This is a genomic window from Bacteroides sp. OM05-10AA (genome assembly GCF_003439055.1).
GTDB lineage: Bacteria > Bacteroidota > Bacteroidia > Bacteroidales > Bacteroidaceae > Bacteroides > Bacteroides intestinigallinarum.
Genome location: NZ_QSUR01000003.1, coordinates 239,566 through 266,241, shown reverse-complemented (window position 1 = coordinate 266,241; position 26,676 = coordinate 239,566). Strand labels below are relative to the sequence as shown.

The 26,676-nt window shown below is 42.0% G+C and carries 18 protein-coding genes, 1 pseudogene and 2 riboswitches; of the genes and pseudogenes, 3 read left to right on the top strand and 16 right to left on the bottom strand.

What is annotated here, in order from left to right:
• Nucleotides 1–11 precede the first annotated feature (11 nt).
• The 6 genes from DXB58_RS03730 to DXB58_RS03705 form a co-directional block, all read right to left on the bottom strand.
• The gene (locus DXB58_RS03730) at nucleotides 12–1,271 is read right to left on the bottom strand and encodes a phosphatase PAP2 family protein (RefSeq protein WP_122135949.1); all 1,260 of its coding nucleotides are present in this window, start codon (nucleotides 1,269–1,271) and stop codon (nucleotides 12–14) included.
• Between the two features lie 67 nt (nucleotides 1,272–1,338).
• Nucleotides 1,339–2,400, bottom strand: coding sequence for a cell wall metabolism sensor histidine kinase WalK (locus tag DXB58_RS03725; protein WP_122135948.1), 1,062 nt, complete (start codon nucleotides 2,398–2,400; stop codon nucleotides 1,339–1,341).
• Nucleotides 2,397–3,074, bottom strand: a complete 678-nt coding sequence (locus DXB58_RS03720) for a response regulator transcription factor (RefSeq protein WP_122135947.1) — start codon at nucleotides 3,072–3,074, stop codon at nucleotides 2,397–2,399. Before DXB58_RS03720 ends, DXB58_RS03725 begins: the two co-directional genes overlap by 4 nt.
• A gap of 49 nt (nucleotides 3,075–3,123) precedes the next feature.
• Entirely contained in the window at nucleotides 3,124–6,261 is a 3,138-nt protein-coding gene (locus DXB58_RS03715; RefSeq protein ID WP_122135946.1) for an efflux RND transporter permease subunit, read from the bottom strand.
• Nucleotides 6,262–6,272: 11 nt separating this feature from the next.
• Nucleotides 6,273–7,166 (bottom strand): efflux RND transporter periplasmic adaptor subunit, encoded by an 894-nt coding sequence (locus DXB58_RS03710; RefSeq protein WP_122135945.1) that lies wholly within the window; start codon nucleotides 7,164–7,166, stop codon nucleotides 6,273–6,275.
• Between the two features lie 18 nt (nucleotides 7,167–7,184).
• Nucleotides 7,185–8,480 carry a TolC family protein gene (locus tag DXB58_RS03705; protein WP_122135944.1) on the bottom strand — a complete coding sequence of 432 codons (1,296 nt, stop codon included), beginning with the start codon at nucleotides 8,478–8,480 and terminating at the stop codon, nucleotides 7,185–7,187.
• Nucleotides 8,481–8,783: 303 nt separating this feature from the next.
• Nucleotides 8,784–8,880, top strand: a riboswitch (purine riboswitch).
• Nucleotides 8,881–8,890: 10 nt separating this feature from the next.
• Between DXB58_RS03705 and DXB58_RS03700 the strand changes: the two genes are divergently transcribed.
• The 3 genes from DXB58_RS03700 (at nucleotide 8,891) to DXB58_RS03690 (ending at nucleotide 14,894) form a co-directional block, all read left to right on the top strand.
• Nucleotides 8,891–9,433 carry a phosphohydrolase gene (locus DXB58_RS03700; protein ID WP_122135943.1) on the top strand — a complete coding sequence of 181 codons (543 nt, stop codon included), beginning with the start codon at nucleotides 8,891–8,893 and terminating at the stop codon, nucleotides 9,431–9,433.
• A 625-nt stretch (nucleotides 9,434–10,058) separates the two neighbouring features.
• The gene (locus DXB58_RS03695; protein WP_122135942.1) at nucleotides 10,059–14,270 is read left to right on the top strand and encodes an acyl-CoA dehydratase activase; all 4,212 of its coding nucleotides are present in this window, start codon (nucleotides 10,059–10,061) and stop codon (nucleotides 14,268–14,270) included.
• Nucleotides 14,271–14,273: 3 nt separating this feature from the next.
• Nucleotides 14,274–14,894, top strand: coding sequence for a TetR/AcrR family transcriptional regulator (locus DXB58_RS03690; protein ID WP_004304037.1), 621 nt, complete (start codon nucleotides 14,274–14,276; stop codon nucleotides 14,892–14,894).
• Nucleotides 14,895–15,079: 185 nt separating this feature from the next.
• On the opposite strand, the gene DXB58_RS03685 is transcribed toward DXB58_RS03690, so the two are convergent.
• From DXB58_RS03685 to DXB58_RS03640, 10 genes and pseudogenes are all read right to left on the bottom strand, one after another.
• The gene (locus tag DXB58_RS03685) at nucleotides 15,080–15,502 is read right to left on the bottom strand and encodes a pyridoxamine 5'-phosphate oxidase family protein (RefSeq protein ID WP_199487892.1); all 423 of its coding nucleotides are present in this window, start codon (nucleotides 15,500–15,502) and stop codon (nucleotides 15,080–15,082) included.
• A 93-nt stretch (nucleotides 15,503–15,595) separates the two neighbouring features.
• Nucleotides 15,596–16,472: pseudogene (locus DXB58_RS03680) on the bottom strand (helix-turn-helix domain-containing protein).
• Nucleotides 16,473–16,596: 124 nt separating this feature from the next.
• A complete protein-coding gene (locus DXB58_RS03675) occupies nucleotides 16,597–17,145 on the bottom strand; it encodes a Crp/Fnr family transcriptional regulator (protein ID WP_122135941.1) in 549 nt (182 codons plus the stop codon).
• 40 nt (nucleotides 17,146–17,185) lie between these two features.
• A complete protein-coding gene (locus tag DXB58_RS03670; protein ID WP_122135940.1) occupies nucleotides 17,186–18,550 on the bottom strand; it encodes an MATE family efflux transporter in 1,365 nt (454 codons plus the stop codon).
• Between the two features lie 236 nt (nucleotides 18,551–18,786).
• Nucleotides 18,787–20,352 carry an STM4011 family radical SAM protein gene (locus DXB58_RS03665; RefSeq protein ID WP_122135987.1) on the bottom strand — a complete coding sequence of 522 codons (1,566 nt, stop codon included), beginning with the start codon at nucleotides 20,350–20,352 and terminating at the stop codon, nucleotides 18,787–18,789.
• A gap of 11 nt (nucleotides 20,353–20,363) precedes the next feature.
• Nucleotides 20,364–21,641: an STM4012 family radical SAM protein gene (locus tag DXB58_RS03660; RefSeq protein WP_122135939.1), complete on the bottom strand. Its 1,278-nt coding sequence runs from the start codon at nucleotides 21,639–21,641 to the stop codon at nucleotides 20,364–20,366.
• On the bottom strand, nucleotides 21,638–22,492 hold the full coding sequence (locus DXB58_RS03655) for an STM4013/SEN3800 family hydrolase (RefSeq protein WP_004297058.1): 855 nt from the start codon (nucleotides 22,490–22,492) through the stop codon (nucleotides 21,638–21,640). Before DXB58_RS03655 ends, DXB58_RS03660 begins: the two co-directional genes overlap by 4 nt.
• Nucleotides 22,479–23,489 (bottom strand): STM4014 family protein, encoded by a 1,011-nt coding sequence (locus DXB58_RS03650; RefSeq protein WP_122135938.1) that lies wholly within the window; start codon nucleotides 23,487–23,489, stop codon nucleotides 22,479–22,481. Before DXB58_RS03650 ends, DXB58_RS03655 begins: the two co-directional genes overlap by 14 nt.
• Nucleotides 23,490–23,492: 3 nt before the next feature.
• Nucleotides 23,493–24,566 (bottom strand): STM4015 family protein, encoded by a 1,074-nt coding sequence (locus tag DXB58_RS03645; protein WP_122135986.1) that lies wholly within the window; start codon nucleotides 24,564–24,566, stop codon nucleotides 23,493–23,495.
• 202 nt (nucleotides 24,567–24,768) lie between these two features.
• Nucleotides 24,769–25,905 carry an OmpA family protein gene (locus DXB58_RS03640; RefSeq protein ID WP_008774604.1) on the bottom strand — a complete coding sequence of 379 codons (1,137 nt, stop codon included), beginning with the start codon at nucleotides 25,903–25,905 and terminating at the stop codon, nucleotides 24,769–24,771.
• Between the two features lie 431 nt (nucleotides 25,906–26,336).
• Nucleotides 26,337–26,558: riboswitch (cobalamin riboswitch) on the top strand.
• Nucleotides 26,559–26,676: the final 118 nt, after the last annotated feature.

The following is a 26,676-nucleotide window of genomic DNA, read 5'->3' as shown; positions in this document are numbered from 1 at the left end:
TATGCTATGATTTAGAACGTAATCATAAATGACGACCCTAAAGTAAGCATATTCATATACTCACCACTGTTTCTGCTATGTGACGGAAGTAAGTTATAATCGAGAAAAAAACGGATTCCATAATATTCCTTTGCTTTGAACGTCAAGGAAATCCCACTTCCCATGCAGAAACCACTTCTTGCAGAAACCGACCGGTCAGTTAATTCCAATTGTGGATAATGCACGTATCCACCCAGAAGTTTACTGCCTATCAGCCATCGTGAAGACAACGGATATGAAAAATAGCTTCCTCCGCAAAGCGATATCGCATCAAATGTGTTATTCTCTGCCTGTTCTTCATTGACAATAATCAAAGTATTGGAAACTGTGAATCGTCCTCCAACGCCTACATACGGATTAAAGAAATAGGCCCCCTCCACACCGGCCGAACTGCCTGATGAAGTACGGAACTCCATTTCTTCGTCGATATCATAACCGCTCAACGGAATATTCAGCCCGAGATACAAACTGACAAATGAAGGCTTATCCATCCTGTCGAACATATTTTCATTCGCAAACCTATTGATCCCTTTTTCCCTGAATATCAGATCCGCAAAGTAATACCCCACTTCCGTTGACAATATTCCGATTCCTGCACCCGTCAATACATCACTTAACCAATGCTTGTTGTTTGCCATCCGCATAAGACCGGTTGCAGTAGCCACACTATATGCTCCGACACCTACCCACGGACTTTTATGTCCGTATTCCTTAGTAAACATGGTAGCAGTCATAAATGCCGTAGCCGTATGTCCGGATGGAAAAGAGTGTTTGTTTGAGCCATCCGGACGCTCGACGTTCGTCGTTTGCTTCAAAGTATTTACCACACCACCCATCAGCAGTGCAGAAAAAGCATCGGAAACGAGCATTCTACCCCATGAACTACGACTTTGCACTCCGGCTACTTTCATACCAAGCATCACCGCAGCAGGGGCATATTGCATATAATCATCCAAATGACGATTGAAACGGGGCAGATATTCGTTACGTAAACCTCGAAAATGATCGTCCTCACTTTTTACGATCAAGCCACCGACAATTAACGGAACGCCGATATACGTCATCTGATAGAAACGGGAAGATGAGAATTTATCAAGCCTTCTACTAAAATTGGTTGTTGTAGAGATACGCAAACTATCCCCTCTTTCTGCCATTACATTATCTGCCGAATTTTGAGCCGATAAGAAAGAAAAGCTACAAATGCCAACAATGCATATTACAATCTTTTTCATGCTATCATAAATCTTCTTGAATTAGGATAGCAAAGATAACAGGCAACTTTGTGGAAAGTTTGAAGATTTACAAAAATATGACTGTAAATTCATGTTTTCCATCGGAATAGGTATATGAAATTTTCCAGCCATGATAATCACATACGGCTTTTACGATAGCAAGACCGAGCCCGTTACCTTTCACCTTCTCCGACGGGCGGTAGAAACGATTGAATATCAATTCCTTATCCAATGCTTCCTCATCGGATGTATTCGACACCATTAACTGTTTGTCTGACAAGGCTACAGTGATTTCCCCATCAGATTTATTGTGTCGCACGGCATTTACGATAAGATTATTTATCATACTTTCCAATAATGGACGATTGGCTTTTATAGACAAAGAATTTACCAAAAAATCCTTTTTTAAGACCAGTCCTTCGGAGAGACTTTCGAGATAAGGCAGAAGTTCTTTTATCACCGCTACAACGTTGATAGATTCTGTCCGACTGAACTGGTTATTTTCCATTTTTGCCAACAATAACAAGTTACGATTCAGGCGCGACAGACGACTGTTCATCTGGTATAAATCCTGTATAATGGAGGCCTGCCGTTCGGTAATCTCCGGTTGTTGGAGCAACAAGTCAAGCTTGCTCTGGAATACCGCCAATGGAGTTTGCAACTCATGCGAGGCATTTTCGGTAAACTCCTTTTGCAGTTGGTAGCTGTGGAGACTGTCCGTCATCAGCCTCTCCAACGCCACATTCAGTCTCGTAAACTCTTTAATATCGCTTTCCGCCAATTGCGGGCACACCCCATTTTCCAGTTTAAAACACTCTATCGCTTCCAATGCCTTGTCAAACGGCTGCCACAACCGTTTGGAGATGAAGCGCATCATCAGTACGATAGCCGCCCCCAACACAGTGACGATAAGTGCAAACTGTATCATGATACCGTGCAGAATATCTTCTTCCAGATCAAGGGCAGGAACCGGTTTCCCTTGCTGTACGGCTTCGATAATATCTATCATGTCCTCGGCATAGAAACTTTTAGTCAGCCAATAAAACAAGGGGGTTGCCAACAGGAGAAGCAAGACCACACAGATGATAAACTGTGTGAGCGATTTATACATCAGACTCTTCTTTTTCATAACTCTGTCCATTTGTATCCTGTTCCATACACATTCTTAATGCAATCCTTACACCCCGCAGCAGCAAGTTTCGCTTTCAGGTTCTTTATATGTGTATAAACAAAATCGTGATTATCCATCATATCCGCCATCTCCCCACTAAGATGTTCGGCCATTGCGCTCTTTGATATGACACGATCTTTATTGCCAATAAAAAACAGCAACAGATCATATTCCGATTTAGTAAGCTCCACCGGCGTGTCGTTCACCATAGCCGACTTATTCAATAAATCAATCCGGATTCCGTTACTCTCCAATATATTATTTGCCGAGAACTCTTTTCGACGAATGATAGCATAAATACGCATACTCAATTCAGGCAAATGGAAAGGCTTGGCAAGATAATCATCCGCACCTATTTCCAACCCTTTCACCTTGTCATCGAGCGAGTCTTTTGCCGATACGATTATCACGCCTACCGGATTACGCTGTTTACGAATATCACGCAAAATGTCGAGGCCATTTCCACCCGGCAACATCAGATCGAGTAAAACACAATCATACTCATACATGTTTACCTTCATTTTGGCATCTTCATACGTGAACGCTTGCTCGCACAAATACTTCTCACTGTTGAGATATGCAACGATGCTATCCGAAAGGCTCCGTTCATCTTCTATAATCAATATCTTCATAGCTTCTGAATTTCATTAACAATATCACTCTTTGTTATTACAAATTTAATTATTTATTATCGGTTCGTTCTCTCTTTTTATAAATTAACAATATCATACTCGGCAATACCAGCAGAAGCAAGGGCAGCCCGACAGTAAATCCGCCTATAACAGCCACAGCCAACGGTTGCTGCATTTGTGCACCAAGTCCAATACCGAGAGCCAGAGGCATGAGGGCTAGTACGGCACCGATAGCCGTCATCAGTTTGGGACGAATACGCAGAGCTATGGCATAATCCACGGCTTCAAAAACATCTCCTCCCGAATGGCGGTTCATCTTGTATTGCCAAACGGTGAAGATAGCATTCTCCGCAATAATACCCACCACCATGATAATGCCGGTATAACTGCTTACGTTAAGCGGTACACCCGTCAGCCACAAAGCCAGTAAGCAACCACAGATACCCAGTACGGAGATAAACAATACGACGAGCGATATGCGCCATTCACGGAAAAGAAACATCAGAACAGCAAATACCAACAATACGGCAAGCGATAAAATCATCATCAGTTCGTGGAATGACTGTTGTTGTTCGGAGTAAGCTCCGCCGTATGAGATGCTGTAACCTGATGGCAAGTGAAGTTGCGTATCGAGAACTGCTTGCAAGTCAGTTACCGTACTACCCAAATCCCTATTCTCAAGCCGGGCGGTAAGAGTGATGTTGCTTTTCAAGTCTTCACGCCGTTGTTCTATTTCACCCGGAATGACACGCACATCGCAAAAGAATTTAAGCGGACGGGTGCTGCCATCGGGCAGGAATATGGGCTGTCCCTCCAGTCTTTCGAAAGAATTGTCTTTAAAATCCGTGAAACGAAGCAAGATACGACGCATCTGTTCGCCATCCTGTACGGAACCTATTTGCAGTCCGCCTGTCATGGCGGCCTGTGCAGGATTCGGTTCTATCATGTTCACAGGCTGGCAAAGAGGAATACCACCCGTATGTGCCGTAAGCTGTTCCTGAAAATCAGTCAGTGAAATACCGAATTGCGAGAGAAGCTCCTGATTGGGGGTAAAGACCAATGAAGCTCCGGCAGGCACAAGGCCATTGTCTATATCGACAATACCGGGAACGGATTGCATAACCTTCTCCGCATCGCCTGCCAACCGTTGTAAAGTTGTATAATTATCACCAAAAATCTTCACTTCGATAGGTTTGGGGGTACTCATCAAGTCACCCAGCAAATCGGAAATACGTTGACCGAAATCGATGGTCATCAATGGAACAGCAGCAGATAGTTGTCGACGCAGATCACTGATTACTTCGGGAGTACTTGCTTTACGGTCTGTTTTCAGTTGAATCAGGTAGTCACCGAAATTACTGGGGCGTGTTTTAAACGACATACCGAGGGCCGTACGTCGCGAGTAGGTCTGTACATCGGGATGAGCCATAATAATACGCTCCATCTGCCGACACAAGCGGTCAGTCTCTTCTATGTCCGTTCCGGCAGGTGAATGGTAATCGAGTACAATCGTTCCTTCATCCAGATCAGGCAGAAAACCTGAAGAAAGCCGGGAAGAAGCATACCAGCCTCCCATTCCTAAAAACAGGACAAATCCGGCGGCAATCAACGGTTTGCGGTAAACGACAGTCAGGAAATGAACTTTCCTGATGGAGTTTTCTTCGAGCATCTTTGCATCCAGATCCTTCGGACGCAACTGCTTCTTATACCCTATAACAAGATGCAACACGGGCAACAGTAACCATGTTACGAGGAACGATGCAACGAGCGTAAGTTGCATTGTGTCGGAGAGTTCTTTGAAAAAACTTCCTGCCAGTCCGCTCATCAACCGGAATGGAAAGTGAATAACAATCGTTGAAAGAGAGGAAGCTATCATAGCCGGGAAAAGGTTACGGATGGCATGGCGCACTACCGTGAAACGGTCTGTGCCGGGCCGCTCTTCATGTTCCCGATAAATCTGTTCAATAACAACAATGGCGTCATCGATAATCAGCCCCACCGAAGCTGCCATTGCACCGAGTGACATAATATTAATAGTAATGCCCGCCAGATAGCAGAGCAGGATACTGAAAGCAACCGTGACGGGAATAGTCAGCATAACTACCAGGCTCGACCGCCACGAGCGAAGGAACAGCACCATGACGATAATGGCAAGAAACAACCCCTCATAGATAGTTTTCAATACACTATGAATACTGTCACCCACAAAAGCACTCTGATTATAATAAGGCTTGAGTTCATACCCCTCCGGCAGTTGCTTTCTTATCTCGTTCGCCTTGCTTTCCACGTGTTTTGCAAAATCGATCAGATTCACGCCCGGTTGTTTCACCAAATCAACGAGTACAGCATCTTTTCCATCGGCATTTATCTTCAAGAATTCCTGTTGTTCCTGAATCTCCACTTGGGCAATATCCGACAGTCGGACCGTGCGAATGCCGTCATTACGTATAATTACATTCCGCAGTTCTTCCATATCGTTGATACGCGTATCAGTCAAAGTCAGATACAAACGGTTATAGTCAGCCACATTACCGTTACCCAACACAAAGTTCGTTTGCGCAAAAGCCGTCTTTATCTGTGCCGGAGTGATACCAAGAGCTGTCATCTTCGAGGCATCGGGTTTTACAACAAACTCCTTCGCCTTACCACCTCGTACCACGACATTACTAATGCCGTCCACTTGCGAGAACATCGGACGAACTACCAAGTTTCCCACATCACGCAGGGCTATCCGGCTGTGTGTCTTACTCTCCAACGTGAAGCCATAGACCGGAAACAAAGACTGGTTCATCGCTTCGGTTGAGATGACCGTGCCGTCGGGTAGAAAATTCTTAATCTCATTGATACGGCTCTCCAATTGGGTTTTCAAAGCATAAATATCCAGTCCCCAGTTAAAATAAACATCTATCACGCAACTACCCCGACTAGTACTGCTTTTAACCACCGTCGTGCCCTGCACTTTCTTCACTGCACTCTCCAACGGCTTGGTGACAGTAATCATCATGCGGTCAACAGGTTGCTGTCCGGCATCGGCTATCACCGTAATACGGGGGAACAATACCTCCGGAAACAGATTGGTCTGCATCTGCGTGTAACACCACGCTCCGGCAAGCAGTAAAAGCAGCCCTATGAACAGAATAGGGCGACTATATAAGTGATGGAGACTTCTTTTCTGTATCGTGTTCATAATGCAACCTCCTATTTCGTGATAATAACCTTCGCCCCTTCTTCCAAACCGTAGCCACCAGTGAGGATAATGCGATCTTGCATCGATAAAGTAGTCGATTTGATCTCAATTTCCGAAGTATTACTGTTGCCAACTTCTACAGGCACTCTGATCGCCGTACTGTCATCGAGCAATTTCATGACCCAGTATTCGGAAAGTGTCTCATCACTCTGCACGGCACTTTTGGGAAGTATCATACTCTTCTCTGATGATAAACCATTTGCTATAAATATGGCCTTGACATTCATTCCTTCGGGCAGGAAATGGGTAGTTGCCCGTGCGATTACCCGTTCCGATTGTGAAGCTGTATTCATCGTTACCAATGGAACATGAACGGTTGCATCCAGGCGTGTTCCGTCAGGCAATTCCAAAGTACATTTACTCCCACTGTGTACATACCGTTGTTGTTCATAGGGAACATTCACCTCAAAGACAAGGCTTTTAGTCTCGGCAACGGAACAAAGTATTGTGCCTTCAGTTACATAACTTCCGGCCTGCTGTTGCACATCAAGAACGATGCCGCTACATTCCGCTTTTATGGGAATAGCCACACGATTACCGTCACCCAAAGCATGTTGTTCCTTACTCTCGATCCGGTAGAGAACCTGCCCAGTGTTCACTCTTGTACCAGGTTGTACGAGAACCTCTGTGATGAATGCCGGAATCGGTGCACTGACGACCGATTTATTTTGATATACCGTTGTTGCGGACAGGAAAATTTCCTTCTCTATTCTGCCGAAAGCCACGTGAGTCAGCGTGACTGCCGTCCGGGGCTTCTTTTCCTGTGCATTTCCGTTTGACGCTTCCCGTTGTCCGCATCCGTTAAGACTCAATATAAGTGATAATAAAACAATAAAATATTTCATGATTGTGATGATTTTAAATTACCAATTCCAATAATTATAGGCAGCTATGACAAGTTGCCGGTTTGTCTTTAGCAACAAACGATCTTTCTCTGTCTGAATCCTGTTCCGTAGTACCGTGATATAGTCCAATACAGATACCTGTCCGACATTCATCTCTTTGCCATAATCGGACAAGACGGTCTCATATTGCATCAGCTGACTTTCCAATATCCTTTCTCTTTTATCGTATTTACTCAATTCCGAGAGGCACTGCCGGATTCTCATACTCCTCTGATATTCAGAATTATCTTTATAAGCCCGGATACTGCTCTGCTGCAACCGTATCTGACGCTCTTTCCAGCGTTTCTGCCGACCGTCGAAGATTGTCCACGAAAATGTCAGACCGGCACTCCACCCGAAATGCCGATACCATCCGGCAAAGTCACCGACTTGGATACCTCCGTTTACGAACAGGTCGAGCCTGGGTTTGTATTGCAGGTTGAAAGAACGCAAGGATACCAATGTATTCAGGCTGTCTAATCGGTATTGCTCGGTGAAAAGACTTTGTTCGTCGTTCCTCTGTAACCGGACAGGTAAATTTATATCCGACAATGCCACATCAGTCGTATCATCGATACCACAAAGTAGATTTAAGTCTATCAGATGGGCATGATAAGACTGGCAGGAAGCGACATGCAATTCTGCATTCGCCTCCTGTTCGATCATAAGCAATTTCAGATCCGATTGTTTGGATAAACCACTTTCAACCATTTTTTGTACGATATTCATCCGACAATCAATCACATCCCCGATTGAATCTGTAAAATCCATCTGTGCCCTGTCGAGCAGGCAAAGCAGGTATTGTTCCGTTACGGAACGCTCCAGCTGATGTTCTTCCATACGGATGCGGTTATTCACTATATCCGTATTAATTTTTTCCTGCTCCTGTGCTACCTTATATGTGCTTTTTCCCAAAAGGGGCTGTGTCCACGTCACTCCGGTATGGAAAGAGCCACTACTTTCTCCTAAATCATAACCATAATAATCTGTAGCCGACCGCGCATTCCATTGGAAGACAGTTCGTCCATCATCCTTTGAAATAATAGGTACAAACAAATAATCACCATTCAGTTCCAGATGGGAATGTGTGTACATGGCTTTCAGCCGTTCAAGTTCCGCTTGCTCTATTTCCGTTTGATTCCGATAATCCGTTATCAACGGGCTATTCTCTTTGGCAGTTTCTATGTAAAAGTGTAGAGACCTGCCATCTTCCTCCTGCCCATACGAATACAGGCTGATGACGCCAACTGAAAATAACAATAATAACCGATTCATAATTTTATTTTATTTTTTCAGCAAAAGTAGAAGGCGATTTTGGAGAAATTTGGTAGAAAAATATATCGTTACCGTATAAAATAGGAAAACAATAGACAGTGAAATATTGGCGAAGAAATAGGTAACTATCTAATCTTTCTTTTAGAATAGTGAGATAATTTTAAATACTAAATTTAGAGTTATTTTTTTACGCATATCAAATTATATGATTCTTCACAGAGTCTTTTTATCTCATCATCCGGCAAAATGATATTTGCATCAGGCAGAAGAGAGATATAAAAAATAGAATTATACCAACTAATTATTATATCTTTGTACCCATGTTATATATACTTGTAATTGGACAAGCGTTTCTACAAACTACCGTAAATAGTTACTTATAACAGTCAATTAAAAAAAATACTATAGTTATGAGTTACATTACAACTTTTACGGGGAAGCATTTCGACCCCACCCACCCTGTTCCTGAAAAAATTGATGTGAAAGACATCGCTCATGCCTTGTCTTTGATCTGTCGTGCAAACGGTCATACCCGTTTCTTTTATTCTGTTGCCCAACATTCTATCGCGTGCTGCAAAGAAGCTAAAACACGAGGGCTTTCCAACCGTATACAGTTGGGATGTTTGTTGCATGACAGCAGCGAAGCTTACATGTCAGATGTGACACGTCCGATAAAAGCCAAACTTACTGAATATCTTAAATTCGAAGATCACCTGCAAAATATGATTTGGAATCATTTTATTAGCGAACCTCTCTCGGATACAGAAAAGAAAGCAATATTTGAAATTGACGACGAGATGCTTTCTTATGAATTCATACACCTTTTGCCTGAAAGTATTTCTGACGATTATAAATTCATTTTATCCAGACCAACATTAGAATTTATAAACCCTACAATCGTTGAGGATGAATTTATAAGTTTATCTGCAGAGATTGGTACCCCCACAAGCTAAATGGCATGCGAACTCTGTTTTTAAAACCGATAAGATACTTTTATCTTCAGACTCTTGACAAAGGACTTTTTATGTTGTATCTTTGAGAGAAGAAAAAGTATAAACAGCATGAAAATAGTAAGAAATAATCATACATAAATCATAAATAACCTGGTATTTTACAATACCACTCCTATACGATATGGGGCAATAGTCGAATGATTATTGCCCCATTTTGTTTATAACTCAGCTTAAAATCTCTCATCTGATTCTAAAACTGTTCTACAATAGTTTATAATAAACTCGAATACCGTTTTACTAAAACTATCAAAAAGTTTATTATAAACAGCATCCGGGTTTATTAAAAACCACGTTTCCTTTTGTCAAAAATAGAGTAAACAAGATTTCTAGGATTCACCATAAAAAGATCTGCTACAACCTTACAAGTAATATAAACATACAATTTTTCATTTACTTCTTTATTTACACAATCGTTTTCCTCCCTCACATTTCATCTCTCTATTTTTCCAATTCGTTAATTAAATCAAAAACTTCAATTACAATTTGCTATATCTACCATATTTTTACATACATTTGCGTCTGACACATGTGTCAAACACAAGGTCTAATTTAAGATATTTGGTATATGAATGCATATAAAGTGGGGTTAGATATAGGCTCTACTACCGCTAAGATGGTAGTATTGGACAAAGATGGAACTACAGTCTTGTTTTCCGGATACAAAAGGCATCAGGCAAAAATACAAGAATGTTTACTCGGATTTCTTTATCAAATAAAGGAACAGTTGGGTGATATTCCTTTATCTTTCCATATTACGGGCTCTGTTGGAATGGGAATTTCAGAGAAATGCTCTCTGCCGTTTGTGCAAGAGGTTGTAGCTGCAACAAACTATGTGCGCCGGGAGCATCCGCACACAGCCACTATGATCGATATTGGAGGAGAAGATGCGAAAGTTGTTTTCTTTCAGGACGGACAGGCTACAGACCTGCGCATGAATGGAAATTGCGCCGGCGGAACCGGGGCTTTCATTGACCAGATGGCTATTCTGCTTGGAGTCTCCATCGACGAATTGAATGAACTGGCACTTCGTTCCAATCAGGTATACTCTATCGCTTCACGCTGCGGAGTATTCTGCAAAACGGACATACAGAATCTGATAGCCAAAAATATATCCAAAGAAAATATAGCAGCTTCCATTTTCCATGCAGTAGCCGTACAGACCACTGTCACACTTGCACGCGGTTGCAATATCGTAGCTCCGGTATTACTCTGCGGTGGCCCATTGACTTTTATTCCGGCCCTTCGGAAAGCATTTGCCAACTATCTGAATCTGTCACAAGATACAGATTTCATATTACCGGAAAAAGGAAATCTGATCCCTGCCTGGGGAGCAGCATTAACAGAGAGCAATGAAGAAAGTATTCATCTCTCCAACCTGATACAGGTAATAGAAAACAAACTAAGTGTTACCTCGCCTTTCCAGAGTGAGCTTTCTCCTATATTCGACAGTGAGGAAGAATATAGGTCATGGAAAAAGGAAAAAGACCAGTATAAAATTCAATATGCCAGTCTGCGTCCCGGATTGCAGGAAGCAACCATCGGCATAGACTCCGGCTCTACTACCACCAAAATCGTAGTACTCGACAACGATTATCGTATCCTTTACTCCTATTATCACGACAACAACGGAAACCCTATAAAAACAGTAGAGAACGGCTTGCAGAAACTACATGAAGAATGCCGGAGACGGGGAACTACCCTGCGCATAAAAGGAGGATGTTCTACCGGTTACGGAGAAGATCTGATAAAAGCGGCTTTCCACATGGATGCGGGAATCATTGAAACCATCGCTCATTATGCTGCTGCCAAACATATCAGCAAAGAAGTTTCTTTTATCCTGGATATTGGAGGGCAGGATATGAAAGCCATCTTTGTGAACGACGGAGTAATCAACAGAATCGAAATCAATGAAGCCTGTTCCTCCGGTTGCGGTTCTTTTATCAGCACATTTGCGCAATCGCTGGATTACAGTGTGGAGGACTTTGCCAAAGCAGCTTGTTTTTCGCAAGCACCATGTGATCTGGGTACGCGTTGCACAGTCTTCATGAACTCCAAAGTAAAACAGGTGCTTCGGGAAGGAGCGTCCGTAGCGGATATAGCTGCCGGATTATCTTATTCCGTTGTTAAAAACTGCCTGTATAAGGTTCTGCAATTAAAAGACACGGAGATACTTGGCGACCATATTGTCGTGCAGGGAGGAACCATGCGTAATGATTCCATCGTACGAAGTCTGGAAAAGCTGACCGGGAAACAAACCTACCGCAGTAACTGTCCTGAATTGATGGGTGCTCTTGGCTGTGCCCTATATGCCAAGCAAATCGAAAATGCCCGGGTGACGGAGCTGAACGAGATGCTCCAATGGGCACAATATACTTCCAAGCAACTTCAATGCCGAGGGTGCGAGAACCAGTGTGCCATCATGCGATATACGTTCAACAGTGAAAACCATTACTTCTCCGGCAACCGATGTGAGAAGGTGTTTTCCAATAAAGGAAACCATGCGGACAAAGGCATCAATACGTATGATAAAAAGCTGGAATTATTATTCGACCGGAGCGCAGACATTCCACAACCCCTATTTACCATAGGTATTCCACGTATTCTGAACATGTATGAGGAATACCCTTTCTGGCATACCTTATTTACTGCTTGCGGCATTCAGGTACAGTTGTCGGAACCTTCTACATTCAGCAAATACGAGACTGCTGCCGGCATGGTGATGTCTGATAACATCTGCTTCCCTGCCAAACTTGTGCACAGTCATATCCGTAACCTGACGCAACAAAACGTCAACCGGATATTTATGCCGTTCGTCGTTTTCGAAAAAAAGGATAAGCAACAGCAAAACAGCTATAATTGCCCCATCGTTTCCGGTTATTCGGAAGTCATCAAAAGTGTACAGGAAGAGAATATACCGATAGATGCTCCGACTATCACCTTCAAAGATGAAGCGTTGCTGTATAAACAATGCAATGAATATCTGAAATCTTTGGGTATCAGGGATGAGGTATGCAAAAATGCCTTCTCACGCGCATTACAGGAACAATATGCTTTCGAAGAAAAAATTGCTGCCTATAATCAGGAAGTTCTGAACGAGGGACGGGAAAAACACAAACTGATTATCTTACTCGCCGGACGCCCTTACCATAGCGATCCACTGATACAGCACAAAGTTTCGGACATGATTGCTGCGATGGGAGTTTATGTGATAACTGATGATATTGTCCGTCAGCAGGAGATTTCATTGGAAAAAACTCATTACCTCTCTCAATGGGCATTTACCAACCGTATTCTGAAAGCAACCAAGTGGGCGGCAATGCAAGAGGGTGACATACAATATATGCAGATGACTTCTTTTGGCTGCGGTCCGGATGCTTTTCTTATAGATGAGGTGCGTAACTTGCTGAAACGATACGGCAAGAATCTTACTTTGCTCAAGATAGACGATGTTAATAATATCGGCTCCATCAAATTACGAGTCCGCTCGTTGGTGGAAAGCTTGACTTTCAGTTTGAAACATTCTCAAGCGAAAGATCCCGAGCCATTTGTTTCAACTGCTCCTTTCACCAAGAAAGACAAAAAGAAGAAAATCCTCGCTCCATTCTTTACGCCTTTCATTTCACCACTCATTCCATCCATCATGAAAGTGGCCGGATATGAAATGGAGACTTTACCGTTGAGCGACACCGCATCTTGCGACTGGGGATTGAAATACTCCAATAATGAGGTATGTTATCCGGCAACATTGATTGTCGGCGACATAGTAAAAGCCTTTAAAAGCGGACGTTATGATCCTGCCAATACGTGCGTTGCCATCACACAAACCGGTGGGCAATGTCGTGCCAGCAACTATATTTCACTGATAAAAAAGGCATTGATTGAGAATGGGTACACCAATACACCGGTGGTATCACTTGCTTTCGGCAGTGGTATCGAAAATGAACAATCCGGTTTTAAGGTAAACTGGCTCAAGGTTTTGCCAATCATACTTGCGTCTGTGTTATACAGTGATTGTATCGCTAAATTCTATTATGCAGCCGTCGTTCGTGAGAAAGAACGGGGACAGGCCGCCCGTCTGCGCGATCTTTATCTGGATACAGCACAGCCCATCATCCAGAAAAATAAACCGGAGGACTTGTTGAGTTACTTATATCTCGCTGCCAGAGACTTCAACAAAATCTGTGAACAGAGATCCTGTCACAAAGTAGGTATTGTTGGAGAAATATTCCTGAAGTTCAATCCTTTTGCTCAAAAGGACGTCACCTCATGGCTCATCAACCAGAAGATCGAAGTGATTCCGCCACTGATAAGTGATTTCTTCATGCAGGGATTTGTCAACCTGAAAGTAAGACAGAACCAACACTTGCAGCGAAAACTCACTCCCGACTTTGTTATCGACTGGTTATACAAGAAAGTCCAGAAACAGATTAATAAAGTGAATGAAATCGGCAAAAGTTTCAATTACTTCACGCCGTTCGAATCAATCTTTGAAAAGGCAGAAAAAGCTAAACAAGTCATCTCCCTGGGCACCCAGTTTGGAGAGGGTTGGCTGATATCCGGTGAAATACTATCCTTTGCTTCCCAAGGAGTCAATCATGTCATTAGCTTGCAACCTTTCGGGTGCATTGCCAATCACATTGTAGAAAAAGGAATAGAAAAACGTATAAAATCGCTGTGCCCTCAAATGAATATACTATCTTTAGACTTTGACAGTAGCGTCAGCGATGTGAACATAACAAACAGATTATTACTTTTTATTGACAACATAAACAACTAAATTATGGCTACAACGGAACATAGCGATTTAGAGCAGCAAATAATAAAAACTGCCCAACAGCTTTTTATAGAAAAAGGATTTGTGGAGACCAGCATGAGTGATATTGCTGCAACGGTAGGAATCAACCGACCCACTTTACATTATTATTTCAGAACCAAAGATAAGATGTTCAAAGCCGTATTCGGCTCGATAGTCATGTCTTTAATGCCGAAAATACAGGATATAGTAAAACAGGATATCCCATTTATGGAGCGACTGAGCATGATTCTGGATGAGTATATTGAGCTTTTCACAAGTAATCCCTGTCTTCCCAGATTCATTTGTGGGGAAATACAGCGTGATGTAAACCACTTGCTTGCCACTGCAAAAGAACTTCAGTTCGGAGATGCTTTATCCCAAGTGAAAGACAGTATACTGACAGCAATGGAAGACGGTAAACTTAAAAAGGTTCCGATACATATTGTATTTCTGACTGTCTACAGCCTATTGAGCTATCCATTTCTTGCCAAGAACCTGATAGTATCTTTATTCTTGGAAGATGAAGCCGCTTTTGCAGATTTCCTGCAAGAATGGAAACAAAACATCATCAACCAATTGCAGAACTTATTGTGTTATGAGGAATAGTATAGACACTATATAAGAGAGTCAAAACACAGATTAACGCAAATTATCGCAGATTATTTCAATTATATTAATATATTAATCAAGGACTTATAAAATTATTTCTGCGATAATTTGCGTTAATCTGCGTTTTATTATTCATTATGCCACACCTTCGCATTACCATTCCAATCATCCCATCTTACACACTATCCGAGCACAAAATCTTCCGATTTAAAATTACTATAGAAACGTCCTGAAACAGCAGTAAACTTCAATACACAGTAATCAGGGTCCGTCACTCCCTCCGGATAATACATGGTATCTCCCTCCTGCCAGATCATCTCTTTACTGGCACTATCCGTCAAGACCTCCATCGTACCGCGTAGCATGACACCTCTAAAGAATCTCGTATCACAAAAGTAGATACATGCATGGTTGTTCTCCCGGTATTGCGCCACACGCATGGACGAAGTATTTGTTGTCAGATAAATCGTTTTTATCCCCTCTCTTTTTCTGGGTTGCAGCATCGCTTTGATAGTAGGAAATCCTTCACCGTCTATCGAACCGATAAAAGCTGTTTTCAGCTTATCAATCATGTTGCCTACTGTTTTTTCCGCGTCTTTCATCATTTTACTTTTTTATTATTGGTTTATTATCTGATGCGAAAGTAGAGAAATGCCAGGAAAGCAATGCAATAAAAAGAAAGGTAGAAATAGCACTTTTTACGGTTTGTGCGCTTTACGATACAATAACGGAGTTTCTCCCGTATGCTGCCGGAAGCTACGGATAAAATAAGAAACCGTTGAAAAACAGAGTTCAAATGCAATATCAGCTATAGGAAAGTCCGTATAAACAAGCAGCCTTTTAGCCTCTTCCATCACCTTGCCCTGAATATATTGTTTTGCGCTGAACCATGGTCGAGGTTATCATCTCATTGAGATAGTTAGGAGTAATGCAGAGCTTATCCGCATAATATTGAACCGAATGTTGCTCTTTTGCATGTGTCGCAACCAAATTCATGAATTTACTTACATGATTATTGGAAACTTCCCTACTTCTGCCCTCCTCCATCGAAGTCATTTTAAGATAAGCACGATCCAACAACATCAGGACTTCATAAAGCAATGCTCTCAAAACGTGTACATCGCCCTGTTGATACGAATCAATCTCCATCTTTATATCATGCAAGGTTTCAAGTATGCGTGTATAAAGCTCATCAGACAAATGCAGTCGCGATGAAAAACTTTCTATCTGAAAAAACGAAAGATGCCGTACAAACAAAGAATCTTTAAAGAGGGAAGACAAAAACTCTTCTTCGAAAATCAGCGCATACCCATTGATGATATGATGAGTATCCCAGTTCCGGATTTCCCCCGGTTTAGAGAAAAGGACGTCACATGGAATTGCTTCATAGGTTTGGTTATCGACTGCAAAAGCTCCCTTACCTTCTGTTATGAAAGTAATATCATAATAGTTGAGAGTGTGGACAGTACCTTTAGCCAGGAACTTCTTCACATACTTCAGTTCTACTACATCGACCAAAAGTTCACTCCCATACTTATGCTTATAAAAAGTATATCGAGGTATTGAGTTTTTCATTCAGAATACAAAAATAGTATTCCTTACCAAATAATCCAAAGACTTTTCAAAATCGATTCAATTGAATAAGCCATGAACCATCTGATAAGGAATACATAGAAAAAATATGTCTAGGTTATATTTCCTATTTAGAACTTCCGGCCAGATACCCCAAACTGGTTACATCTGCCCCCAAGTAATGATTAATGTGCTTCAGTGGTACCCTGTACAGAATATCCGGGATTTCCGCCAATAAAGAGAGATACCTTTCCCTTACTGTCAGTTTGCGGGCACTCATATCCTCTTCCTCTTTAAAGTAAAACTGATACTCCATCAGTTGACGGACCAGATTCGCAAATGAAATTGAAGATGCACACAACTCTTCAATCTCCTCTTCACTGATGTAATAAGCAGTACATTTCGTCAGTGTCTTGATAGAGTACTGACTTGAATTATAGCATAACACAGCATCACCCGCAGAGAAAAACCGGTTGGTTCTCTCCTCTCCTTCATGAGTGGTATATGTATGCAAAATACCGGAAACAATAATGTACAAGCTCTGCTCCGGCATTGTGGCAGAAGCAATCGTTTCTCCTTTATCCAGATACACCATTTCCATTCGAGCCAACAGCTCTTTCACTTCTCTTTCATCTACCTGATACTCAAAACAGAGTTTCTTCAAATAAGCTTCCATACAAAATAGATTTTAGTTAATATATGTCACTTAAAAACACCTAATTCGACATAGCAGGCATCATTGTGCCTCTCAAATATAATTTCCTTTGGGTATATCGTAAATACCAGATACAAATCAATAATGAAACGACCGTTGAAATGGGTGGAGCAAATCCCATGATAAACAGCGACGAGCTATCTATCTGGCTGAACCAGTATGACAACGGTATACGGAACAGGAAAGTAGCTATCAGACTGTGAATCATCGGGAATAACGAGTTTCCTTGTCCGCTGAAATAAGAATTAATGCAGAACACGAAACTAACCACGATACAGTCGATGCTATATCCCCGCAAATAATCTGCCGCCATTGCCACCACAGCAGCATCTTTCGTAAAGAAAGCAGTAAGAGTCTCCGGCAGGAATTGCGAATACACGCAAACCGACACACCGAAAACAAGAGCAATCCCAATCCCCGAAGCCAGACATTTATTCATTCTCTTGATAAGTCCCGCTCCATAATTCTGTGCAGTCATGGTTGCCACAGCCGATGATATAGCCATCGGAGGCAGCATAGCAAACACGATGATTTTCTCAACAACACCCAGGGAAGCAGATGCAATGACTCCCATCTGATTGACAATGACAGTGATAATCAGAAAAGAAACATTGATTAAAGCATCCTGCAAAGCAATAGGTGCTCCCAACACCAAGATCTTTTTAGACAGGTTCCGATTCAATCGAATATCCTTCCGTGAAAAGTCAAAATGGAATCCGTGCCGGTATAAGAACCAGAGTGCTATTCCAAAGCTGACTCCCTGTGCAGTTACAGTAGCGATAGCCGCTCCCGTAGCCCCCCAATGGAAATAACCGACTAATATAAAATCGAGCACTATATTTATCACACATGCCAGCCCAACAAAATAAAGTGGTGTTTTAGAATCACCCAGTCCACGCAAAATACCACATACAACATTATATCCCACTATAAACAGAATACCCAGAGAGCATACCAAAATATAGCTTTTCGTATCTGCCATAGCTTCTACGGGAGTATGCATCAGTTCTGCTATCCGACCATGAAAAAGTACCATGACCAAAGTTAGCACTACGCCGGTTATTGAAAACAACCATACGGAAGACCCGATAGTAAAAGCTACTTTCCGATTGTCCTTGGCTCCGGTAGCAATAGCAATCAGCACTGTTGTCCCGGTGGTAATACCCAGAACAATACCTGTTATTGTCTGCATCACCTGACTACCAATAGCTACGGCTGCCACACTTGCCGAATCATCATATTGTCCGACAACGAAAAGGTCAGCCCCGCCATAAAGTGCTTGGAGCACATTAGCAATCAAAAAAGGTACTGCAAACTGCAACAATACCTTCGGTACGCTTCCTTGTGTCAAATCTAACTCTTTCATAGTTTCTTCGATACTTTTCCTCTTTATCTTATTTTGTTATAACATAAAAAAAGTGCCGGACAAGCGAATGATTTGCACCATTCATCTTATCCAGCACCATAATTATCATTATAGCACCCTCCGATGAGGATTTTATGCCTGTCCCTATTTTAGGGCTGCAAATATGGGCTTTGTTTTCATAACTACCAAATTTTAATCGGTTTTTATTTTCTCACGGAGATGTAACCAGCTATATATCAACTATTATCAGACGAGGTTTGATCCATAGGATTTCCGTTAGAAAAACGAAAGAAAGCTGCCAACCGATCCGGATTCAGCGTATAACGTGCGCGTTCTTTTAATAAGGGTTCCGCATTCATTACGGCACAAGAATGAGAAACCACGGACATCATCGGCCAATCCTTTAACGAATTTCCTACAACTAAAGTGTGCTCAGAAGATAAATTCAAAACCTTACATAACTGAATCACCCCCTCTTTTTTACTTGCTTCAGGATGAATGACTGTTATCAGCGGAGCTTTATGAAAGACCTGGCAGGGATTTTCTTTCAACCGGGTAAGAATAGCTTCTCTCTGTTCTTTATCACGTACCAATATACTATACTTGTAAACCACTCCTTCATAACTATGAATAGTGACTTTTGCAGATTCTCCATATACCTCCGGATATACTTTCACCGGCAAACACCTGATCTGGCCCGAATAAGATAATAAACCTCCATCTGCAAACACTCCTCCCCTGAATAAATAGAAAAGAGCCTTTCCCAGCTTTTTCTTCGCCTGCTCCATCGACAGAGAAGTGGCAAGATATAAGGAAACGGACTGTGCCATATATCGCAAAGCGTTAGCATAACTTTCAGGAACTTTTCCCTGTGAATCAGTCAGTGTTCCATCCACATCGAAGAAAACTGTCGTAATAAGTGGCTTGTCAGGTATTCGCCAGAACGCCCCTTCTCCCATAATTCGATGTAAAGGGTGATTGTTCAGGTTACTGAACGCAATATAGCAATCACAAACCTTCCTCTCGCAAGATAGCGGCACAATAGCTCCATCACCTTGATAAAAATTACCAATCTTCACCCGGCTTCGGGGACAAGCATACATATCCCCTTTCCAATCGATAAAACAATTATTCCTTCCTCCTGCGCAAACTTCCCATTGTGCCGGAGCATTCTTCAAGTCATACTCAAAAAGATTATCCAGTTGACTGAAAAACTGAATATCTTCCTGACTTAATGGTGCCCTTAACCCTTGCATAGCATTAATGAATAAATAAATATCCGGCAAAAGAGTATTCCGTAAATCATTGAGTACGGCCTTTGCAGAGGGATTTCCTACCGCTCCGGCACATACCTGTATTCCCGCATGATGGAGTATATGAATCTGATGCGCAAATTTCTCTACCGAAGTCATCTCTGGATGAAAACTGGCCCAGAGCCTTATCTTACTTATCACAGTGGGAGTCACACGAATCTCATCAAGCCAGTGTTTAGCCGGAAAAGAAAGGTTAGTCTGACAGGAAATTCCAGCCACCTGTGGCAATGCTGCCAAATGCATCATTCCTTTCCGATAATAACGATGGATCAATGCTTCACCGTAAGGAATAATAAATAACTGCAACGGCTCCCCTTTCCATTGTTCAATAGCTGCTATAAAACGATTCCATGCCTGTTCATCCTGTGTCGTATCTGCCAGATGCGACTTCTTGCCGAAAGGGCAATAAGAACAGGTATAGTTGCAGCTATTCAATTTGCCGCGATAATATATATGCCTGAAGGAAAGTAAAGAGCTTTCGTTTTCCATTTCTATTTCGTTCAATAAGAATAAGTTTCCATCAGTTCTCTTATTTCAGGAGTAATGAACAACTGACCAATATAATCGGAGTATGCCATTCCTTCGGAAGTCAGACAAACACGACCGTTATCCGTATTTTCTATCCATTGCCGTTCAGCTAACTGTCGGAACAACGTCACATTATCCGGTGATTCTCCAAAGCGACGCTTATATTCGGTCTTGTCAAGCCCCATATAATACATCAGATTCTTAATGATAAAACGTTGCCGCCGTTCTTCCTGCGAAAGAATAAATCCATTACGAGCCACTGTAAAATCAGTAGTGCCCATATAATCATCTATCTCTCCGGCAATACAACGCTGGCAAACAGTATACCGGGTGGCATAATGCAAATTACCCAGGTAACTGCGCCCCCCGGAGCCACACGACAGCATCACTTCATCCCCACATGAGATTTCCGCATCAGTAGACGGATGATGAATAAAACGTCGCATCGAAGTTTGTAGAAAACCTCTGTCTTTCAACAAATCACAAGCGGCACAATACATCTGAAAACAGACATCATCGGATTCCCGCTCCGTGATAGCCGTTCCCGGTCGTACATATAGCGGATAGATAAAGAGTTCGTTAGGCTGAAACAGAAGAGCCTGTTCCAATGAATAAAGAAAACTGGCTACAGTTTGTCCTTTGATTCCGTAAATCAAATCAATATTAAAAAATGGGAATTGCCTCTTCCGGATAGCCTCCAGCGCCCGATTAATCATGTCTTGCCGGGGATGTCTTTTCAAAGCTGTTAATTCTTCGTCAAGGAAACTCTGTACGCCAATACTCACACGAGCCACTCCTGCTTGCTTCAACAAGTCCAAACGGGCAGGATCGGCATATTCCGGCGATGTTTCTACGGAAGTAAAGGTATGTGAAGGATGCACTCCGAATAAGGCAGCCGTATCCAGTAAGTATTCCAGTTGAGGAACAGTGAGAAGCAACGGTGTGCCTCCTCCAATGGCGAAACTATCAAATGCCAGTCCGGTGGTGAGTGGAGACAACTGTTGCGCCTGCTTGTGAAGAGTTTCCAAATAAGTTGCGATATAATCCGCACGATTTGTTTGCAGAGAAAACAGATTGCAATATCCACATTTATGACTACAAAAAGGAATATGGAAATAAAGCGATGCTTTCTGTCCTTCCACCTGTTTCAGGTAAGGAACCAGCGAAACCGGGGACGGAAAAGAACGATAAGCAGTTTTATGTGGATAACTATACATATAGTCTACATATCGTGGTAGCGGTTGATTCATTTTTTCGTTAAAATAAAGTGTTTATAAGGGACTGTATAAACCGTTTCGTGAGATATGCAATGATATTCATATCCATCCTCTCCATAGCAAGTGCCATGATCGGAAAGAGCAATCACCAGCGTATTTCCCCGCTTCTGAAAGGCCTGAAATAAACGGGGTAGCTGACTGTCGACATATTGCAGCGCGGCAGCGTGTGATTCCTTATCATCCTTCATTTTGCCTTCCACATAATGGCAGTTCGGATAATGAATAGCAGAAAAATTGATATACATAAAAATACGTTTGTCCTCCGGATAGTTTTCGAGTTTCTTCAATGCAAAATCAATTTGTTTTTCAGTACTATCGGGCGCCGTGCATCCAAAGGTCGGCAGCCAATAACTTTTAGTAAAGTAACCGGGAAACACACGCCCCAGTTCATTACGCTTGCTGAAGAAGTTCACCCCTCCTATACAAATCGTTTCATAACCTACATTGGCAAGGCTTTGCACAAAAGTTGCTTCCGTAAACGGATAACTTCCCGCAGGCGGAATACGTCCCGTACCAGCTTGCACAGGGAAAAACAACCACTTACGGCTGCGTAGCGAATGAGGTTCCGCCGGAGAAGGCAGAAATCCTGCAAAGATGGCAAAATGAGACGGGTAAGTAAAATTTCCCGGCGCATGTCTTTTTTCCCATTCTCCTCCGTGACTGTTCAGTACAGGTGTTCTTCCGGCCGCTTCTTCCTCCTTGCTGACATCATAACGCAAGGTATCAAAGCAAAGCATCAATATATCATGAGTACCCACCACCTGATTCATATCCAGATCCGGATTTTGGGTCTGTTCGCCAGCCGGCAGTTCATCTATTTGCATGGTTATATCTCTTTTTTATGTTTTTTATCTGTTGAATATAAATAGAATTATGAGCAAACATATCCTGATACACATGATCTCCCTGTCCGTTGACTTCTATTATATAAGGAATATCTGTTCCTCTCTCCATCAGGACATCCACTCCGGCATACTGCAAATCCAAGGATTGAACCGCTTCCTGACACTGAAAATAGATTTGTTGCCGCACTACTTCCGGCAAAGACAACTCGTTCCACCAATGTGCCTTATTGTTCAGATGCAGATTGGTTATGCTTCCTTTACTACATCTCACAACGATATAATCAATTTCAGATTCCCGGCACACTACCCGGAGATCATAATTCTCTCCCTGCAACTGCTCTTTAGGAATCCATTCTTCTAAAATAGCTTCTGTTTGCATCACCGCTTCCGCCAACGGGATCATCTCTTTTTCCGTACTCAAACGGTGGATACGTTTGGTGTTATGAATGACTCCATCCACTTGTTGCAAGGTAGTATAGACTACCCATTTATTCCGGTTGGGTTGATAGCGAACAGCCATAATGCCTCCCGCCCCCGAACCGTAACGGGGTTTCAAAAAGCATCCTCTACCGCAACCGGCAAGAAGCTCTCTCAACTCATCAAAAGAATGGGGAGAAGGTAACATCGGAGTCACTCTCAAACCTCTGTCCACCAGCACTTGTTTAGTCTCCTTTTTGTCAAGAGCACGTAATAAAGCATGGGGAGTATTCAAAAAGGACACGTCATCAGATAGCCTTATCCCGCCCAAACGTTGCAGTGTTTCCTTATATGCCTGATTCAACAGCGCATATTTCAGGAAATCCGTTTCATCGCTTACACAAGGTTCCAGTTTGATAACTGCCTGCCGTAATTGCGGCAAGCAGTTAAAAAGTTCCCCGTAAGTCATAAAACGAACTTCCGTCTGCAAGTGTTTGCCTGCTTCAATAAAGTATTCTATACGTTTGGACGGAGAGTTGCTGACAACGATTATCTGCATCTCCTATTCTGTAATCATCGGGGAATACCACAATTCACCATCATATTCATCCGCCTCTTCAGTTTCAGCAATATCTATTTTCATAGGAAGATTCTGCAGCTGTTTCTTCATATCCTTGCTCAAATAATTGTAGCGCATATTGATAAACTTCAAATGAGCGATCTTATCCATATTATCCAGCAATAATTGGGCACCTTCATCTTTGAGAGTACCGGCCGAAACATCCATTGTTTCAAGTTGGGGAAGAATATCCGACTCCAGGAACATTTCTACAATCTTGTCCTGTTCTTCAGAGTTGACGATCCCCAGATAAGTCAGCTTCGGGAAACGTTCTTTGGAGAACAACGGACGGAATATCTCAATATCAGCTTCAAATCCATAATCTTCCACACCAACATATAGAATCAGTTTTTCCAGATTGGGGAAATCAGAGCCAAGAATATCTTCTACCACTTCAGTAGGCAAGCCACCACTGATAATTTCCAGTGACCGCAACTCCGGCCGTGAAGTCTTTCCCAAACGCAGATTATTGGTTCCTTTGATTTTCAGATCCTTCAAATTAGGCATGGCATCGAGCAGCGGACTAATATCAGCTTGTTCAATCCATGAAATCTCCTGTTCTTCCTGCTCAATATCTCCCCAGAACAAGCCTTCTATTTGTGCGAACTTCTCCTTATTTTCAATCATTCCCTGTAATAAGGCAGAACAGTCGTCACCCTCATAATCCCAACAACCGATTGTTATTTGTTTATATTCAGAGAGATGTTTATCTTTCAATATCTTATCCAGAAGATTCACATTGTTTTCATACTCATCGTAACTCAAAGTATATTTCTTGGCTTCCACTTTCATTTCACGTGCAGTTTCTTCAGCAGTTTCCACATACCCTTTTTTGGTCTTTTCCGCAATCAGTTTGCCGGCTGCTTTTTCAGCCTCTTCAGTCGTTGCGTAGTTTTTCACTTGTGTTTGTCCGTCGGTCCCCAACTTACCATAATTTACAGTAACATCTGTTCCGACTACATCTATACTCCAGAATTTCTGCGATTTAAAATCTTGAAAAACAAATACTCTCTTCATAATACAGTTTTTAATGGTTGATATTTGCACACTCAACACAGAACGCGCATGAACAATACCTGCAAAAATAACCATTTTATGTAATGTACAAAGAAATCTGTTTACTAAACTTTCAGAGTATTCAAAAAATACAACCCAAGATATGCAACAAAGGCTGCCTTTTGGGGCAGCCTTCATTATTCTATTTCTGTAATATATCAGTTTAATCTTCAATAGTACATATACTTACACGGTTCCAATCCGGTTCAGTAAACATATCGCCTACACCCTGACCTTCAGCAGTGATACGAGATGCACTGATTTTATATTTGTTGACCAAGATCGTTTTTACAGCTTCTGCACGTGCTGCGGCAATTCTGGCATTCACTTCAACACTACCTTCCGGAGAAGCGTATCCCTTAATAACCACTTTAGAATCAGCATATTTCTTCAGGTAAGAAGCTACACGTTCCACATTAGGAAGTTGTGAAGCGTCAACTGACGATTTACCTTGTCTGAAAGTAATGATAGATTCGGGTACACGGGCGGTTTTCACTACAGTCTCCACCGGAACCACTTTTGTGCGGCATGCTTCAAGTTCTTCCTGCAATCCGTTGATACGTTGGTTTGCATTGCTGATCTCACCATCTTTGTTGTTTACATCTGCACGAAGTGCATTGATTGAAGAGTTCAGTCCGTCAATTTCGGCTTGATTATATACTCTCACTTTGGCAAAATGATGTGTTCCGTTACTTGTCTTAAAGTGATATGTCAATCCGGCTGTCAACTCAAAACCTGCGTTATTAGCATTGAAACGGCTCTTCGTTTCAGGATAAGTACCTTGCATATCATACACAATGGCAGGTTTGATTCCCAATGTCCATGCTTTACTTTCACCCAAGTTGAAATTGAAATTCAATCCCAAACGAGTAGACCAGGAGTTCTGATCGCCATCGCCATTCACATAATAATGTAACCAACCCATTCCGGCAACAGCTTCCACTTCAAACAAACGAGGTTCGCCCGTGTAACTTGCAAATAGATTCATCAAATTGACTTTACCCAATACACTGACATCCGAAGCATCGAAAGCCGTTTTACTGGAAGTGGTATTGATATATCCCATCCCTTGGAATCCCAAACCGAAGATAGGAGTTAATTGCTTTGAGACTCCCACTCCAAAAGTGGGACGCATACCTTTAAAGAAAGCACTGTGAGTAAGGGGAGTGACTCCACCGGCATTTACTCCGACAGACCAATTATCTGTAAGTTTGGTACCTTCTACAACTGATTGGGCATTTGCTACTGTAAAGCCACCCAATATAAAAGCTAATAAAATAATAGATTTTCTCATATTCATAAGTTTTTAAATGTAATGTTTTATCTCCTAAATCATTAGAAATGTATTGTTTGTTCATGTCTAACTTTCTAGTTCATTTTTTAATTCGTTATTCACTTTAAACAACATATCGTATCAAATATTAGTTCGCAAGCCATAAGCCCTATTAACATCTATTATGCTTTCGAAAAATCTAAAATATGGAAACATCAATGCAAACGCCTCATTCCCTGAAGAGAAAGGGATCCCAACATCGCTGACCATAATGCATCTTGTTTCATTATTCTACACTTTCATTCATCCATCAGGCAGGAAATACATAAACCGGACTCTACTAAAATACGAAGAATAGAACATAAACGGAAAGTTATCAGGTTGTTAATGCTATATATCGTTCTGATAAAGAGCGAATATTTTTCTTCCTTTTCAATTGGAATCTTGATTTAATTTCTAACTTTGCCGCCAACATCGGTTTCCGAAATGGCATTATCACCAGACGGAATTAAAAGGGAATCCAGTGAAAATCCGGAACTATCCCCGTAGCTGTAAGTTTTATCTCTCTCATAAAAAAGAGAAATGTTATGGCATTCATTTGCCACTGATTCATGAAACGGATCGGGAAGGCGCCACAACAAAAACAAGTCAGAAGACCTGCCGATAAAATTTCCGTTATTCCAGGCTTTCGGGTGAAAGGCAATAGAACGAATCGTACAGGTCCATTTTATTACAAGTCTCCAGAAATTGTCGTGCATGAATAACTATGTAGGCACTAAATCTATTTTGTTAATTCTT

Bases quoted from the DNA above. Each gene is read 5' to 3' on its own strand.
- DXB58_RS03730 (WP_122135949.1), bottom strand. From the start codon at position 1,271: ATGAAAAAGATTGTAATATGCATTGTTGGCATTTGTAGCTTTTCTTTC.
- DXB58_RS03725 (WP_122135948.1), bottom strand. From the start codon at position 2,400: ATGAAAAAGAAGAGTCTGATGTATAAATCGCTCACACAGTTTATCATC.
- DXB58_RS03720 (WP_122135947.1), bottom strand. From the start codon at position 3,074: ATGAAGATATTGATTATAGAAGATGAACGGAGCCTTTCGGATAGCATC.
- DXB58_RS03715 (WP_122135946.1), bottom strand. From the start codon at position 6,261: ATGAACACGATACAGAAAAGAAGTCTCCATCACTTATATAGTCGCCCT.
- DXB58_RS03710 (WP_122135945.1), bottom strand. From the start codon at position 7,166: ATGAAATATTTTATTGTTTTATTATCACTTATATTGAGTCTTAACGGA.
- DXB58_RS03705 (WP_122135944.1), bottom strand. From the start codon at position 8,480: ATGAATCGGTTATTATTGTTATTTTCAGTTGGCGTCATCAGCCTGTAT.
- DXB58_RS03700 (WP_122135943.1), top strand. From the start codon at position 8,891: ATGAGTTACATTACAACTTTTACGGGGAAGCATTTCGACCCCACCCAC.
- DXB58_RS03695 (WP_122135942.1), top strand. From the start codon at position 10,059: ATGAATGCATATAAAGTGGGGTTAGATATAGGCTCTACTACCGCTAAG.
- DXB58_RS03690 (WP_004304037.1), top strand. From the start codon at position 14,274: ATGGCTACAACGGAACATAGCGATTTAGAGCAGCAAATAATAAAAACT.
- DXB58_RS03685 (WP_199487892.1), bottom strand. From the start codon at position 15,502: ATGATGAAAGACGCGGAAAAAACAGTAGGCAACATGATTGATAAGCTG.
- DXB58_RS03675 (WP_122135941.1), bottom strand. From the start codon at position 17,145: ATGGAAGCTTATTTGAAGAAACTCTGTTTTGAGTATCAGGTAGATGAA.
- DXB58_RS03670 (WP_122135940.1), bottom strand. From the start codon at position 18,550: ATGAAAGAGTTAGATTTGACACAAGGAAGCGTACCGAAGGTATTGTTG.
- DXB58_RS03665 (WP_122135987.1), bottom strand. From the start codon at position 20,352: ATGGAAAACGAAAGCTCTTTACTTTCCTTCAGGCATATATATTATCGC.
- DXB58_RS03660 (WP_122135939.1), bottom strand. From the start codon at position 21,641: ATGAATCAACCGCTACCACGATATGTAGACTATATGTATAGTTATCCA.
- DXB58_RS03655 (WP_004297058.1), bottom strand. From the start codon at position 22,492: ATGCAAATAGATGAACTGCCGGCTGGCGAACAGACCCAAAATCCGGAT.
- DXB58_RS03650 (WP_122135938.1), bottom strand. From the start codon at position 23,489: ATGCAGATAATCGTTGTCAGCAACTCTCCGTCCAAACGTATAGAATAC.
- DXB58_RS03645 (WP_122135986.1), bottom strand. From the start codon at position 24,566: ATGAAGAGAGTATTTGTTTTTCAAGATTTTAAATCGCAGAAATTCTGG.
- DXB58_RS03640 (WP_008774604.1), bottom strand. From the start codon at position 25,905: ATGAATATGAGAAAATCTATTATTTTATTAGCTTTTATATTGGGTGGC.